The sequence below is a fragment of the Nocardioides jiangxiensis genome, assembly GCF_030580915.1.
Lineage (GTDB): Bacteria > Actinomycetota > Actinomycetes > Propionibacteriales > Nocardioidaceae > Nocardioides > Nocardioides jiangxiensis.
In genome coordinates this window covers 861,797-876,572 of sequence record NZ_JAUQTA010000001.1, presented here as the reverse complement: position 1 = coordinate 876,572, position 14,776 = coordinate 861,797, and the positions used below count along the sequence as shown (strand labels likewise).

The window sequence follows — 14,776 nt, the reverse complement described above, 5'->3', positions numbered from 1 at the left end:
GTCAGCGCCCCACGATCCGGCCGAGCCAGCTGCGGCGCGGCCCCGTGGGCCGTTCGGTCTTCGGGTGCCCGGCGCACCAGTTCGCCGGGGGCACCGACGCCTTCACGGCAGCGACGTGCTGTCCGCAGCCGGACCAGGTGATCTTGCCGCACTGCTTGCAGGGGACGGGTCGACACATGTCTCTTCTCCTCGGGTGGGTGGTCAGTGTCAGGAGGGCGTCTCGCCGGCCTCGAGGGCGTCCGCGAACTCGCAGAAGGCCTCGTAGGCGCGGGCGCCGTGGATCGTCGCGGGGCCGCCGTGCATGAGGAAGGTGACGCCGATCGCCTCGGCTGCCTCCTGGCGCGTCGCCCCGGCACGGACAGCGGCCTGGCTGTGCGAGGCGATGCAGCCGTCGCAGCCCTCGACGACGCCGATCGCGAGCGCGATCAGCTCCTTCGTCCTGACGTCGAGCGCGCCCGGGGCGAAGGCGCCCTTGTGCAGCTCGCTCCACCCGGCGTACACCTCGGGGATCGCCCGACGCAGTGCGCGGTGCTGGGGGGAGAGCTCGCGGAGGACGGTCTTGCCGTGAGCGGAGTGGGTCTCGGTCATGGTGATGCCTTTCAGTGCGAGAAGCGGATGGTGGGCAGGATCCGGCGGAGCCAGGCGGGGGAGGCCCAGGCCGCGCGTCCGGCGAGGCGGAGCATCACCGGGAGCAGGACCAGCCGGACCAGGAAGGCGTCGAGGAGGACGGCGACGCCGAGGATGACGCCCATCTCCTTCGGCGGAAGCGGGCCGGAGAGCGCGAAGGTGAAGAAGACCGCGACCATGACGCCTCCGGCGGCGAAGATCACGCGTCCGGAGTGGGCCACCGCGCCGACCATGGCTTCCCGGGGATCGCCCGACTTCTCCCAGTGCTCCTTGGCGGAGGCCAGCAGGAAGACCGTGTAGTCCATCGCGATGGCGAAGATCATCGCGAAGAAGAAGACCGGCGCCCAGGCGTCGAGGAAGCCCTGGTGCTCGAAGCCGAGGAGGCCGGAGCCGTGTCCGTCCTGGAAGACCAGGCGGGCGACCCCGAACGCGGCAGCCGTCGAGAGCAGGCTGGCCAGCGTGCCGAGCAGCGAGATCAGCGGTGCCTGCAGGGCGACCAGCAGGAGCAGGAAACCGAGCACCATGACGACGCCGATCACGAGTGGCGCCGAGCGGTCGAGCTGGTCCTTGAGGTCGATGTTCTCGATCGCGGCGCCGCCCACCTTGGCCGTCGACGGCAGGTCGGCGCGCAGGCGCTCCACCGTCGTCGCCAGGGCCGGATCGGACGGGTCGACCGTCGGCACGGCCTGGATCAGCACGAGACCGCTGCCGTCACCCGCCGCCACCGGCGGCATCGCGGCCGCGATGCCCCGGTCGTGGGTGAGGACCGCGTACGCCGTGTCGGCCTGGTCGGCATCGGCGATCACCTGCAGGGCGCCGGGGGCGCCCTTGCCGAACGCCGCCTGGACCGTGTCGTAGCCGACCCGCGCGCTGGCGTCCTCGGGCAGGACCTTGATCGACGGCATCGCCGTGCGCAGGCCGATGATCGGGGCGGCCAGGGCCACCAGGACCACGAGGGCGGCCGTGCCCCACAGGACCGGGCGGCGCCACAGCCGCTCGCCCCAGGCGGCGAAGGCGGGTGAGCGGTGCTCGCCGGCCTTGACCCAGGGCAGGGCGAAGCGGTTGATCCGGTGGTCCAGCTTGACCAGGACGAGGGGCAGCAGGGTCAGCGTCGCCGCGAGGATGAAGACGACCGAGAGCATGATGCCGCCGGCCATCGAGCGGAACGACGGCGAGGGCACGAGCATGACGGCGGAGAGGGAGACGAGCACGGTGGCGCCGGAGAGCAGGACTGCCTTGCCGGCGGTGTCCATCGTCTCGGCGACCGCCTCGCGCGCGGTCCGGTGCTGGCCCTCGCGGGCGGCGCGGTAGCGGACGACGAGGAAGAGCGCGTAGTCGATGCCCAGCGCGAGGGAGAACATCATCGCGAAGTTCATCGCCCAGATGGAGACGGGCACGAGCTCGTTGATCAGCACGAGGGAGCCGGCCGAGGCGACGAGGCCGGCCAGGGTCAGCAGGAGCGGGAGGCCGGCGGCCACGAGCGCGCCGAAGGCGAGCACGAGGATGCCGAGCGTCACCGGCCAGGACCGCATCTCCGAGCCGAGCATGGCCTTCAGGTTCGCCTCGTTGAAGTCGGACCAGAGCACCGACGCTCCCGTGGGGTCGACCGAGATGGTCGAGGTTCCCGCGGCAGAGAGCTCCTCCTTGAGGTCGGTGGCGACCTTCACCATCTCGTTCGTGTCGACGCCGGCACCGGCCAGCACGACTGCTGTGGTGCCGTCGCGGGAGAGGGTGGCGCCGGGCTGGGGCGGGACGACGGTGGCGATGCGGTCGTCCCCGGCGAGCAGGTGGGTGACGTGCGCGATCACGCGCTGTCCCTCGGCGGAGGTCAGCGGGCCCGCGGAGCTGTGCACGACGACCTGCAGGGCGTGGCTGGCGTTGCCGCCGAAGTGCTCCTGTGCGAGCTCGCGTGCTGCCACGGACTGCGAGCCGTCGGCCTGCCAGCCCGCTCCCGAGAGGTTCTTCTCGACGAACGGCGCGAAGACACCGAGGCCGATCACGACCACGAGCCAGGACAGGGCGACCAGCCGTGCGTGGTCGGCGACCCACAGGCCGAGGGAGCCGAGCCGGCCAGTGCTGGTCGGGTCGGTGCCGGTGTGGGGAGGGGCGGTCCGGTCCGCCGTCCGGTCGATCTGGTGCGCCATGCTGCGCCTCCTTCCGTAGAACCCCCCGGGGGGTTATGATTAAACCGTAGCAGATAACCCCCCTGGGGGTTCTATCGACCAGGTCACAGGAGGTTGACATGGAGGAGTTCACGCTCGCGAGCACGATCGCCGCGCCGTACGACGAGGCGGTGGCGCGTGTGCGTCACGCGCTGGCCGACGCCGGCTTCGGTGTGCTCACGGAGATCGACCTGAAGGCGACGCTCAAGGCGAAGCTCGACCTCGACGTGGCGCCGCGTGTGATCCTCGGCGCCTGCCGTCCGCAGCTGGCCCACCGTGCCCTCGAGGCGGACCCGCGGGTGGCCGCGATGCTCCCGTGCAACGTGGTGGTCTCGGCCGTCGACGACGGGACGAGCCGGGTGGAGGTCTTCGACCCGGCGGCCATGACATCCTTCAGTGCATCGTCGGCGATCGCGGAGGTCGCCGCCGAGGCGCGCGACCGGCTCACGCAGATGCTGGCGCGGCTCGAGGGGCAGGAGGCCTGACATGAAGCTGGACCAGGACGAGGTCAAGCCCGTCATCACCCGGATGAAGCGGGCGCACGGCCACCTGGCCACCGTGATCCGGATGCTCGAGGAGGGCGCGGACTGCGAGGACGCGCTGACCCAGCTCGCGGCGGTCAACAAGGCGCTCAGCCGCAGCGGGTTCGCGCTGGTCGCGACCGGGATGCAGGCGTGCCTGCGCGAGGAGGGGCCGGACGGCGTCGACACCGCCCGCATGGAGAAGCTCTTCCTCTCCCTCGCCTAGGCGTGACCGGGGAGGGCGGCTCGCCTGCGTGAGGCAGCCCACCCGTCGGCAGGAGCGCCGGGCGGCCCGGATCGGGGACACTGGGGGCATGAGCCTCGCCGATCAGCTTCTCGACGCCCACGTCGCCCACGAGCTGGCCGCCCTGCGCGGCGACAGGTTCGAGGAGCAGGTCGTGGTGGAGATCGACCACCTGCTCGCCACGCTCGGGACGCTGCGCCTCGACCAGGTCATGCGGCGTGAGCTCGTGTCAGCCGTCGCCCTCAAGTACGTCGCCACGTTCCGGCTGCCGGGTGCGATCCCCGAGATCGCCGCGGACATCGCCACCCGGGTGCGGAGCCATCCGGCCAACGAGGTCGCGCTGGGCGACCTCGTGGGGCGAGCCCGTGTCGACGAGCTCGTCAGTGTCGTCGCGGAGATGCGTGGCATCCGCGAGCGGATCCTGCGCGGCATGGCGGACAACGCCACCCTGCAGTCCGGAGTCGGTGAGGTCATGCGCGGCCTGGCCATCGGCCCCCTCACGACCGGACGCCGGATCGCCAAGCGCGTGCCCCTGGTCAGCAGCGGCATCGACGCGGCGGAGAAGCTCGGCGCCGGGCTGATCGACGGTGCGGACCAGCGCAGCCGCGAGGTCGCGGAGCGTGCGGCCGGCGTCCTGCTCGGCTACCTCAGCGACAGCGCCGCCGACACCGTCTCCGACGACGAGCTGCGCGCGGCGGTCCTGGAGGTCTGGGACGCGCTCGCCGCCCGCCCGCTCAGCGAGCTGGTCGGCGCGGTCAGCGAGGGGCAGGTCGTCGAGCTCTTCGTCGCGATCTACCAGCTCTGGCTCGACCTGCGTACGACGCCGTACATCGCGGCAGCGGTCGAGTCGGGCGTCCAGGTCTTCTTCGACACCTATGAGGCGTTCACGCTGCACGACCTGCTCGCCGAGTTCGGCCTCGACCGCGAGGACCTCGTCGAGGAGGCCCGCCGCTTCGGTCCGCCGGTGCTCGACGCGCTGGCGCAGGCCGGCGTCCTCGAGGGGCTGGTACGACGCCGCCTGGCCGGCTTCTACACCTCCCCCGAGGCCCAGGCCCTGCTCGGCTGACGGCGTCGTACCTGCCGGGTCAGCGGTTGAAGATGCTGTAGCCACCCGGTCCGACGGCGAGTCCGACGATGATCAGGACGATGCCCCAGAGCATCTCGCCCCGGAAGAGGCTGGCGATGCCGGCGATGACCAGGATGACCGCGATGATCCACAGGATGAATGCCATGAGTGGGTCCTTCTTTCGTCAGACGGGCCCATCGGGGTCGCGGGCCTCTGGCCTCTCGTACCCGCCGGTGCCGGGCCCCATGCCTCGCTCAGCCGGCGGTGAGCCGGAGCCGACGCTCGTCGAGCGGTGAGTGGCGGCGGTCGACCCGGTCGCCCAGTACCTCGCGTGCCACGTCGGTCCGGCCGTCGCGCCACAGTGCGAGCAGCAGGGTCTCCTCGACGATCTCGCGCTGTGCCGCCGAGCCGCCCACCGCGGTGAGTCCCGGCAGGGCCGTGCTCAGCTCGGTGACGGCAGTCGACCAGTCCTCGCGCAGCACCGCGGCGAGGCCGCGGCACACGGGGGCGACCGCGGACCGGCTCGCCTCGTCGCGCGAACGACGACACCGCGTGCCGAGCGAGTCGAGCGATGCGGCGTCGTGGTTCGCCGCGTGGGCGACCGCGGCGTGCAGTGCGATGAACGGCGTCTCCGGCTGGCCGAGCAGCTGGGAGCCGACCGCGGCGAGGACGGGCGCGGCTGTCGGTGGTGACGGCACCGTCGTGTCCCAGTCGGTGACGGCGACCTGCCAGCGCCACAGGAGCGAGGCCGTGTCCACCAGCCCGCGGACGCCGGTCACGTCCGCGAGCTGCCGGGCGAAGCGGGCCCGCACCGCCTCGACGTCGCCGAGCGCCAGCTCGTGGAGCGCGGCGTGCCAGGCGAAGTGGGCGCGGTGGCTCGCCGACCGGCCGCCCGCGTCGATCCAGTGGTCGAGCCAGGCGCGACCGGTCTCGTGCTGCCCGGTCTCGTAGTGGACATGGGCGAGTGCGTGCACGGCGTGGCCGGACGACGGCTCGCACGACAGGGCGGACTCGGCCAGCAGTGCTGCCTCGTCGTACCGCGCCTGGTCCTGGCGGACGAAGGCGAGCAGCGAGATGTACCACCAGTGGTCGCCGTACGCCGGGGCGAGGTTCTCGACCAGCGCCCAGACGTCCTGCTGGACGTCGATCACGCCCGAGAAGGCGATCGTCGGCACGGCGGCGGAGACGGCCAGCACGTCGCGCGGGTACGCGGCGATGTGGCGGCGGAGCGCGTCCGCCCCGGCCCGGCGCGGCTCGCGGATGCGGAGGCCGACGACGCTGACGAGGCTGCGCTCGCGGTCGTCGGCGTTCGTCCGTGCGGCCCGGCGTGCCGCGGCGAGGGCGGCCGTGACGTCGGTGTCGGCGCCCGCCTCGTGGCCGAGCAGTGCGAGGGCGGCATGGGCGAGGGCGAAGTCCGGGTCGAGTGCCGCGGCCTGGGCGAACAGCTCCTCCGCCCCGGACTGCAGGCGCATGAGCCGCTCCAGGCCGGCGTTGAAGACCGCGGCCGCCTCGGCGGTGGTCGAGAGCGGGAGGCCGAGCGGATCCCGCGGGCGAGCGACCGGGTGGTGGCCCGGCACCCAGGTGCCGTCGGCGAGGCGACGGGGGAGCGGCGCGACGGCTTCCAGGACCCCGACGGCCAGAGCCAGTGCCTGCTGCCGGATCTCCGGGACCGCGGTGGACTCCCAGAGCTCGCCACGACGCAGCGCGCCCAGCGTCCAGATCGGGGCGTCGTGTCGACCGCGGCCGTCCACGAGGCGTCCGTCGCGGGTGGCCAGGCCCATTCCCGCGGTGGTCGTGACCGCGAGGGCACCGTCGAGGCGGGGGCGCAGGAGGTCGTCGAGGACCGGGTTGCCCAGGGTCCGCACGTCGGCGCGCGGGCCGGTGCAGTTGACCACCCAGCCGACCTCGCGCACGGCCTCGTCGGTCGTCGCCACACGCAGGCCGCCGTGAGCGAGCGGCTCGACCGCCGTGACGGATGCCGCGCCGAGCACGATCTCACCGCTGCCGACGAGCCCGTCCAGGCGCTCGTGGCTCTCCGTGGGGATCCGGTGGCGCAGCCGGTTCCACGCTGCGGCGTCGCGGAGGAGGAAGGTGGTCCGGTCCTCCTCCGGCAGCCGCTGCCACAGTTCGGCCACGCGGAACCGCAGCCCGTCGAGCGCCGGCCGCCAGTCACCGGTCGTCTTCGCGACCTCGGTCAGGTGCTGCTCGACGGCCGTCCGGATCTCCTCGAGGCGCGCGCCCCAGCCGCTGATGTCGGGGATCGCGGCCGGCTTGAGCCGGTCCGCGTGGCGCGAGGGCAGGCGTCCCGAGCGGGAGACCGTGTGCAGGCGCCGGTCCGGCCGGGTGCCCGCCAGCGAGAAGAGCACGTCGACCGCCGTCAGGCCGGTGCCGACGACCAGCACGTCGGCGGGGCCGGTGCGGTCACGGCGTATCGGGTCGAGGGCGCCGGGCGCCCAGGGGTCGGTGACGAAGAACGGCGAGTCGCGGAGGGCGGGCGGTGCCCAGTCCTCGCCGGTCGTGGGGAGGCCGACCGCCACCACCACCGCATCGGCGAGCAGGCCGTCCGGTGAGCCGGCATGGCCGAGGCGGACGCGGGCGCCGTCGCGGCGTACGTCGGTCACGGTGGCGCGCACGTGCCTGACGGTGGTCTCGACGAGGATGTCGCGCGCGGCAGCGGTCAGCTGCTCGTCGAGGTAACGGCCGTAGGTCCGCCGTGGCGCGAACGTGAAGGCGTGCGCGTCGGGCTGCTGGTCCTGCAGCCAGTGCAGGAAGTGCGAGGGGTCCTCGGGCAGGGCGCTCATGCCGGCTGCGGGGACGTTGAGCAGGTGCTGGTCGTCGGTGGTGCCGAAGGCGGTGCCGCGTCCCCAGCGGTCCGCCGGGTCGACGAGAAGGATCTCGACGGGAGTCGAGCGGCGTCCGGACTCGCGGACGAGGTGGAGCGCGGTGAGGGTGCCGGCGGCGCCGGCGCCGAGGATCGCGACGACGGGGCGGGCGTTCACGCGCGGTGCCGTCCGGGACGGTGGCCATGGGCCGCCTGCGGGGCCGTTGGTGGGACAGCCTCCTCCGCAGGCAGGCGCACCGACCCGGACGGCGGCTCAGGGGTGACCACGGAGGTACGTCGATCGCGACGGCGACATCGGTCGAGGACGGCTCGCATGCTCATGACAAGTAACCATACTGAAAAACATGAGTTAGTGGTGATCGGAAATGCAGAGGGGCCCCACGGCGAACCGTGGGGCCCCCGCTTCGACAGGGTCAGTCGTCGTTCGCCCAGTCGCGCCGGGGACCGGTGACCTCGTCGCGCTCGGCGGCGGTCATCCGGGCGCTCGCGACCAGGGAGACGACGGTCGTGACCGCGAGGGTGCCGATGATGACGACCAGCGAGAGCCAGATCGGGATGTCCGGCGCCCAGGCCACGTGGTGGCCGTCGTTGATGAAGGGCAGCTCGTTCTCGTGCAGGGCGTGCAGGACGAGCTTCACGCCGATGAAGCCGAGCAGGAACGCCAGGCCGTAGGAGAGGTAGACGAGCCTCTCGAGCAGTCCGCCGATGAGGAAGTAGAGCTGGCGCAGGCCCATGAGGGCGAAGATGTTGGCGGTGAAGACCAGGTACGGGTCCTTGGTCAGGCCGTAGATCGCCGGGATCGAGTCGAGCGCGAAGAGCAGGTCGGTCGTGCCCAGCGTGAGGACGACGAGGAACATCGGGGTGATCACCCGCTTGTCGCCGAGCCGGACCAGGAGGGCCGTGCCGTGCCACTCCTTCGTGGCCGGAAGGCGCTTCTCGGCGAACGCGACCAGCTTGTTCTCCTCGAACTCGTCCTCGTCCTCCGCGCCCTCCCTGGCGAGCTTGACCGCGGTGTAGATCAGGAACGCCCCGAAGAGGTAGAAGACCCAGCTGAACTCGTTGATCGCCGCGGCTCCGACCACGATGAAGACGCCGCGGAAGATCAGTGCCAGCACGATGCCGATCAGCAGTGCCTTCTGCTGGAACTGCCGCGGCACGTTGAAGCTGGCCATGATGATGATGAAGATGAAGAGGTTGTCGACCGAGAGCGAGTACTCGGTCAGCCAGCCGGCGAAGAACTCCGGGCCGGGGCTGGGCGAGAGCGCGTGCGGCTCGGCGAAGACCCAGAGACCGATGCCGAAGGCGACTGCCAGCGCGACGTAGAACGTCAGGTAGCGGCTGGCCTCACGCAGCGTGGGCTCGTGCGGGCGGCGGCCGATGATGACGACGTCGACGAGGACGATGCCGAGCGTGACCAGCAGCGTCGCGATCCATACGGTGGGGGAGGCGACCGAGTCGCCGAGGAGTGCATCCATGGGAAATCCTTTTCCTCCGGAGTGTGTACAGGACTGACTCCGGAGGTCTCTTCCGCCTGACGGCCCCGCCGCAGACCGATGGCACCGGGACCCGTGGTCCGTACTGACGACGCCACCGCGAAGGAATACTCCCCTCCAAGGTGGGCACAGTCTACCTGCCGGCCGCTGCGGCGCGCGCGGCCGCAAAAGCGTGCGAAATTCACGCATTCCTCAGCCGACCTTGGCAGCATGTCGCCATGGGAATCGCCGCGCCGCTGGTCCGTCTCGCCGCCCGTGTGGGCAGCCGGAAGATGGATCTCTCCCGTCTGGACAGGCTGCCGGAGTCGCTGGCCTGGCCGCTGCGGCGTGACGGGGTCGAGGTCGACCCCCGACTGGCTGATGGCCAGTCGGTGCGCAGGCTCGCCTCGGTCCTCGGCATGGGGGTGTGGCTGGTGACCGACGCCGAGGCCGGTCGCGCCGTCCTCGCCGAGCCGACGGCGTACTCCACCGACATCCGGCCGTACGTCGGCGCGCGCGGCGCTGCGGACGGCGACATCGGCGGCCTCGGGTTCACCGACCCGCCCGAGCACACGCTGCTGCGCAAGCTCGTCGCGCCGGAGTTCACCAAGCGCCGGCTCGAGGCGCTGCGTCCCCGCATCGCGGAGATCGTCGAGGAGCAGCTCGACCTGCTCGAGCGCCGCGGCAAGGCGGGGGACTCCGTCGACCTGGCGGCGACGTTCGCCTTCGACGTGCCGTTCCTGGTGATCTGCGAGCTGCTCGGGCTGCCGCTCGACGACCGGGCGACGTTCCGCCAGCTCGGCGGAGCGCGCTTCGACGTCTCGCAGGGCGGCATGGGTGCCTTCGGTGCGATCTCGGGGTCGCGCACGTTCCTCATCGGGGCGACCGAGCGGCAGCGCATCGAGCCGGGCCCCGGCCTGATCGGGCGCCTCGTCCTCGAGCACCCCGAGATCTCCGACTACGACCTCGGCGGCCTCGCCGACGGCGTCTTCACCGGCGGCATGGAGACCAGCGCGGCCATGCTCGCGCTGGGCACGGGACTGCTCCTGGAGCACCGCGAGTGGTGGCGGGCTCTGGCCGAGGGCGACGACCCGGTGCCGGTCGTGGAGGAGCTGCTGCGCCACCTCGCCGTCGTGCAGGTCGCGTTCCCGCGGTTCGCGAAGCAGGACGTCGTCGTGGCCGGCCAGCGGATCCGCAAGGGCGACGTCGTGATGGTCTCGATCCCCGGCTCCAACCACGACGGCCGGCCGGGCTTCGACCCCTCCCGCGAACCGTCCTCGCACCTCGCCTTCGGCCACGGCATCCACCGCTGCGTGGGCGCCGAGCTGGCGCGGCTGGAGCTGCAGATCGCGCTGCCCGCGCTCGCGCGCCGCTTCCCCGACCTGCAGGTGCAGGGCACTCCGGCGTACCGCCAGACCTCGATCGTGTTCGGCGTCGACGAGATGCAGGTGCGGACCTGCCCTGTCGCGCACTGAGGTGACCCCCGCCACGGGCGAGCACGAAGACGTGCGGGTCCGAACGTCCGCCCGACATCTGCGCGTCACCCCGGGTTCGCCCGGCCGTGGGATCAAGGGAGCGTGAGCAACCCGGAGATCTCCCCGGTGCCCGCCGCGGCGCTGGGACGGAGCCTGGTCCCGACGCCGGCGGTCGTCGGCCACCGTGGCGCGAGCGGCCAGCGGCCCGAGCACACGCTCGACGCCTACCGGCTCGCGATCCGCATGGGCGCGGACGACATCGAGCTCGACGTCGTCCCGACCAAGGACGGAGTCCTGGTGGCCCGTCACGACGCGACGCTCTTCGCGACCACCGACGTCGCCGACCACCCCGAGTTCGCCGACCGGCGTACGACGCGGGTCGTCGACGGCGAGGAGCACGACGACTGGTTCGTCGAGGACTTCACCTTCGAGGAGCTGCGGACGCTGCGAGCGCGGGAGCGCTTCCGCAAGGTGCGCCGCGCCAACACCGCTTTCCACGGCCAGCTGGCGGTCCCGAGCCTGGACGAGGTGCTGACGCTGGTGGCGCTCGAGTCCCGGCTGCTGCAGCGCACCATCGGCGTGCTCATCGAGCTCAAGCACGCGGCGTACTACGCGGCGCGCGGCCTCGACGTCGTGGCGCCTCTCCTCACGACCCTCCGTGACCACGGTGTCGACCACGACCGGTCACGGGTCATGGTGATGTGCTTCGAGCCGACGGTGCTGCGCCAGGTCGCGGCCCGGTCCAGCGTCGGGATCATCCAGCTGCTCGACCGCAAGGGCCGTCCGGCGGACCTCGCGGCTGCCGGCGAGAAGATCCGGTACGCCGACCTGTTGACGCCGGCCGGCCTCTCGGGGATCCGGGAGTACGCGCAGGGTGTCGGGGTGCACAAGGAGCTGGTGCTCGAGCGCGACACCGAGGGCCGCACCAGCGGCATCGGCGCCGTCGTGGACGACGCGCACCGCGCCTGGCTGACCGTGCACGTCTGGACGCTGCGCGTCGAGAACCGGTGGCTGCCCCTCGAGCTGCGCTCCGACGAGCGGCCGGGCCACCACGGCGACCTCGCGACGGAGGCGCGGCTCCTGCTCGAGGCCGGCGTCGACGGGCTGATCACCGACAACCCCGACCTCGTCCTGGCCGCCCGCGCCGATCACCTCGCATCCGTCCGTGGGCTGCCCTCCTCACCGCCGACTCCGGGGCAGCGACGCCGCCTGCGCACCGCGCGCTGACAGGCCCCGGGCGCTCCGCGGCGCCATGATGGCAACCATTCCGCCCTGCGCTGCGTCCCTGGTGCATGACGAAGTGGGGAGCCCCGATGCTCGACGACCCGTCCGCCGTGCCACGGCAGCGCGACGACGACTTCTCGGCGTACGTCGAGGCGCGGCGCGCGGCGCTGCTGCGCACGGCGTACCTGATGACGGGTGACCTGGCGACCGCCGAGGACGTCGTGCAGACGACGCTCGCGAAGCTCTACCTGGCCTGGGACAAGGTCAGCGCGCACGACGCCGTGCACAGCTACACGCGACGGATCCTCACCAACGAGGTGACCTCGCTGTGGCGCCGGGCCTGGCGGCGCAGGGAGCTTCCGGTCGACCGGCTGCCCGATGCGTCCATCGATCCGGCGTACGACGACGGCACCGCGGCGGCGCTGTGGGCGTTCGTCGGCGAGCTCGCGCCGCGTGCCCGTGCCGTCGTGGTGCTGCGCTACTACGAGCAGCTCACCGAGGCCGAGATCGCGCAGGTCATGGGGATCTCGGTGGGCACCGTGAAGTCGCAGTGCAGCCGGGCCCTCGCCTCGCTGCGCAGCCGCGTGCCCGCGGCCCTCGAACGACCTGACAGCCACGAAGGACCGGCCCGGCCCGGGGACGGGGAGCAGTGATGGACATGGACCTGGAACAGCAGCTGACGGCGGCGCTCGAGGGGCGCGCGTCGGGCGTGCCGGTCACGCCGGCGGACCTCGGCGCTGTGCGGGCGCGGGCCCGGTCGATCCGGCGTCGCCGGATCGCCGGAGGGGCGGTCGCGGGCGCCGCGGTGGTCGCACTCGTCGTGCCTGCGGCGATCGGGCTGGGCGGGCTGCGCAGCGCCTCGGAGGCGCCCCCGGTGGGCCCCGCGCCGACGAGCGTCGAGCCGACGCCGTCGACACCCGGCACGACCTGCTCGTCGATCGGGGTCGCGAAGCCGACGCGGCCCGACGGGCTGCCTCCGGCGGTCGCGAGGACCTGGCAGCAGATCGTCGACGCCGCCGCTGCCTGCGACCTGAGTGCCCTCGAGGCGCTCGGCGCCGACGCCACGACCAGCTACGGGCTGCACGGCGGCATCACCAACCTGCGCCGCTGGGAGCGCGAGGGGAAGGGCGAGCTGGGCACGCTGCTGAAGGTGATGGCGACGACGCCGGGTCAGGGGACCAAGGAGGGCGGCAACCAGGGCTACGTCGGCTGGCCGGCACTCTCGGTGCGTGCGAGGTGGCAGTCGCTGACCCCGAGCGAGCGGAGCGAGCTGGAGACCTTCGTCAAGCCCGCGGACCTCGCGTCGTACGAGGAGATGCAGATGTACTACGGCTGGCGCGTGGGGATCCGTGCCGACGGCACCTGGATGTACTTCATCGCGGGCGACTGACCTCTGCGGACGCAGCGACGCCCCGGGACCTCGTGGGTCCCGGGGCGTCGTGTCGTGTGACGCGGGTGTGCGTCAGAGTCGCTTGCGCTGCGTGAGCACGGCTGCGACCAGGCCGGCGCCACCGCCGACCAGCCACGGCACCGGGAGCAGCCAGCGCAGGTCGTCCTGCGGCACGGTGTCGCTCACGTAGAGCGCCCAGACCGTCAGGAGGCCGGCGAAGGCGAGGCCCATCACGAGGTGGCCGATGTTGACCGGGTGGCGGCCGCCGCGCTGAGCGGGCTCGGGTGCCTCGTCGGGGAGCGGCGGGATCACCGTCGTCTTCTCGTTCATCAGTTGCTCCTCACGATGATGTGGCCGACGTTGACCTCGGCACGGATGCGCAGCGTGTGCGCGTCGTCCGTGTCGACGCCGATGCCAGCGGTGTTGGAGGTCTGGATGCCACCGCCGTCCTGGCCGAAGACCTGGAACCCGCCGGGACCGTTGACCTTGGCGGTGGCCCGGACGTTGATGTCGTCCGGGACGATCACCTCGATCTCGCCGACGGCCAGGTCCGCCTCGACCACGTGGCCCTCGAGCGATGCCGGGTCCGCGACCCGGGTCAGGTCGAGCACCAGGCGGCCGGTGTCCTCGTGGTAGCTGTAACCGTGGTCGCTGAGGGCGGTGAGGCTCGTCGGTGCATAGGTGATGTCCCGGCCATCCCACGTGTGGGCGACGGTGCTCACCAGCGTCACCGGGATCAGCAGCAGGCCGAGGAAGATCAGGCCACCCGCGCGGCCCCAGAACGAGCCGAGGAGCAGCAGGGCGGCCACGATGGCCAGGGCGAGTGCGGGGTACGCCGCCGGGATGACGTCCGTGCCGCCGAGGTCGACGACGCCGAGGATGCCCAGGGCCACGGCGATCAGCGGAAGCGCGATCCAGAAGAGGAGCGGGCCCTTCTTGCGCGGGTCGCGCACCCAGCGGTAGCCGGACTGCCAGTCGCCCTGCATCGTCCAGGCGCGCATGTCGCGGTACTTCTCGGGGTTGCGGCGTGCGTCCTCGTGCAGCGTCGTCGGCGCCTCGGGCGCGGCGGCGTAGGTCCACGCCGGGTCCGTGCCGGATCCGGTCATGCGCATCTGGCGGCGCCACTCCCGCTTGCGGATCACGACGAACGCGATGCCGGCGACCACCAGGAGCGGGATGGCGGGGAAGAAGACGCCGTCGTGGTCGCCACCGAAGCCGAGCACGTTCCCGAGGAAGCCGACGGCCGCCAGCGCGCCCACGACCAGCACGGCCAGCGAGCGGTTGCGCGGGTCGAGGTCGACCATCGCCCGGTCACCGGCGCTGTCGTCGGGAAGAAGGATCCACAGCGCGCCGTAGAGGAAGAGGCCCGCGCCGCCGAAGATGGTGAGGACGACGAAGCCGACGCGCACGAGGATCGGGTCGATGTCGAGGTGGCGTGCCAGTCCGCCGGCGACGCCGGCGACGTGGCGGTCGCTGGTGCTGCGCAGCAGGCGGGTCACGTCGCGGATGTCGGCGCCGGAGACGCGCGGGCCGGTCGGGCCGTCTCCGGGCTGGTCGCCGGCGTGCTCGTGGCCGCCCGGCGGAGGGGGCGGCGGGGTGTCGCCCGCCGGGGGAGTGATGTTCTCGTCCATGGCCCCAGCCTTCCGCCTCCCGGCGCGCCGGGCCATCGGGGACGACCCTGAACCTGCGTCGGGGTGGCTTCCTGCGTCTCGGGGTCGGGTCGGGGGCGATCCCGATCCCGCGCGCCGCAGCC

General features: G+C 72.5%; 15 protein-coding genes. 7 read left to right on the top strand and 8 right to left on the bottom strand.

Translation table 11 applies throughout. The features are described from left to right. Position 1: 1 nt before the first annotated feature. The 3 genes from Q5722_RS04360 to Q5722_RS04350 are packed head-to-tail and all read right to left on the bottom strand — an operon-like array spanning position 2 to position 2,771. On the bottom strand, positions 2-178 hold the full coding sequence (locus tag Q5722_RS04360; protein WP_305026989.1) for a DUF8730 family Cys-rich protein: 177 nt from the start codon (positions 176-178) through the stop codon (positions 2-4). A 29-nt stretch (positions 179-207) separates the two neighbouring features. Further along, a complete protein-coding gene (locus Q5722_RS04355; RefSeq protein WP_305026988.1) occupies positions 208-588 on the bottom strand; it encodes a carboxymuconolactone decarboxylase family protein in 381 nt (126 codons plus the stop codon). 11 nt (positions 589-599) lie between these two features. Then, complete coding sequence (locus Q5722_RS04350; protein WP_305026987.1) at positions 600-2,771, bottom strand: MMPL family transporter; 2,172 nt, start codon at positions 2,769-2,771, stop codon at positions 600-602. A gap of 98 nt (positions 2,772-2,869) precedes the next feature. Between Q5722_RS04350 and Q5722_RS04345 the strand changes: the two genes are divergently transcribed. The 3 genes from Q5722_RS04345 to Q5722_RS04335 all read left to right on the top strand — a co-directional run bounded on the left by Q5722_RS04345 (position 2,870) and on the right by Q5722_RS04335 (position 4,620). After that, positions 2,870-3,274: a DUF302 domain-containing protein gene (locus tag Q5722_RS04345; protein ID WP_305026986.1), complete on the top strand. Its 405-nt coding sequence runs from the start codon at positions 2,870-2,872 to the stop codon at positions 3,272-3,274. Between the two features lies 1 nt (position 3,275). Then, positions 3,276-3,536, top strand: coding sequence for a metal-sensitive transcriptional regulator (locus Q5722_RS04340; protein WP_305026985.1), 261 nt, complete (start codon positions 3,276-3,278; stop codon positions 3,534-3,536). 88 nt (positions 3,537-3,624) lie between these two features. Next, a complete protein-coding gene (locus Q5722_RS04335; RefSeq protein ID WP_305026984.1) occupies positions 3,625-4,620 on the top strand; it encodes a hypothetical protein in 996 nt (331 codons plus the stop codon). Between the two features lie 19 nt (positions 4,621-4,639). Here the strand turns inward: Q5722_RS04335 and Q5722_RS04330 are convergent, their stop codons facing one another. The 3 genes from Q5722_RS04330 to Q5722_RS04320 all read right to left on the bottom strand — a co-directional run bounded on the left by Q5722_RS04330 (position 4,640) and on the right by Q5722_RS04320 (position 8,937). Continuing rightward, positions 4,640-4,786, bottom strand: coding sequence for a GPGG-motif small membrane protein (locus Q5722_RS04330; RefSeq protein ID WP_305026983.1), 147 nt, complete (start codon positions 4,784-4,786; stop codon positions 4,640-4,642). Positions 4,787-4,874: 88 nt separating this feature from the next. Next, positions 4,875-7,619 carry an FAD/NAD(P)-binding protein gene (locus Q5722_RS04325; RefSeq protein WP_305026982.1) on the bottom strand — a complete coding sequence of 915 codons (2,745 nt, stop codon included), beginning with the start codon at positions 7,617-7,619 and terminating at the stop codon, positions 4,875-4,877. A 256-nt stretch (positions 7,620-7,875) separates the two neighbouring features. Continuing rightward, a complete protein-coding gene (locus Q5722_RS04320; RefSeq protein WP_305026981.1) occupies positions 7,876-8,937 on the bottom strand; it encodes a TerC family protein in 1,062 nt (353 codons plus the stop codon). 236 nt (positions 8,938-9,173) lie between these two features. On the opposite strand from Q5722_RS04320, the gene Q5722_RS04315 reads away from it, so the two are divergent. The 4 genes from Q5722_RS04315 (at position 9,174) to Q5722_RS04300 (ending at position 13,023) form a co-directional block, all read left to right on the top strand. Then, positions 9,174-10,409, top strand: a complete 1,236-nt coding sequence (locus tag Q5722_RS04315; protein WP_305026980.1) for a cytochrome P450 — start codon at positions 9,174-9,176, stop codon at positions 10,407-10,409. A gap of 102 nt (positions 10,410-10,511) precedes the next feature. After that, positions 10,512-11,636 carry a glycerophosphodiester phosphodiesterase family protein gene (locus Q5722_RS04310; protein ID WP_305026979.1) on the top strand — a complete coding sequence of 375 codons (1,125 nt, stop codon included), beginning with the start codon at positions 10,512-10,514 and terminating at the stop codon, positions 11,634-11,636. 65 nt (positions 11,637-11,701) lie between these two features. Continuing rightward, entirely contained in the window at positions 11,702-12,286 is a 585-nt protein-coding gene (locus tag Q5722_RS04305) for a SigE family RNA polymerase sigma factor (RefSeq protein WP_305026978.1), read from the top strand. A 5-nt stretch (positions 12,287-12,291) separates the two neighbouring features. Then, complete coding sequence (locus tag Q5722_RS04300) at positions 12,292-13,023, top strand: hypothetical protein (RefSeq protein ID WP_305026977.1); 732 nt, start codon at positions 12,292-12,294, stop codon at positions 13,021-13,023. A 72-nt stretch (positions 13,024-13,095) separates the two neighbouring features. Here the strand turns inward: Q5722_RS04300 and Q5722_RS04295 are convergent, their stop codons facing one another. Next, positions 13,096-13,353 (bottom strand): hypothetical protein, encoded by a 258-nt coding sequence (locus tag Q5722_RS04295; protein ID WP_305026976.1) that lies wholly within the window; start codon positions 13,351-13,353, stop codon positions 13,096-13,098. Then, the gene (locus Q5722_RS04290) at positions 13,353-14,654 is read right to left on the bottom strand and encodes a PspC domain-containing protein (RefSeq protein WP_305026975.1); all 1,302 of its coding nucleotides are present in this window, start codon (positions 14,652-14,654) and stop codon (positions 13,353-13,355) included. The genes Q5722_RS04295 and Q5722_RS04290 overlap by 1 nt, the downstream gene beginning before the upstream one ends. Positions 14,655-14,776: the final 122 nt, after the last annotated feature.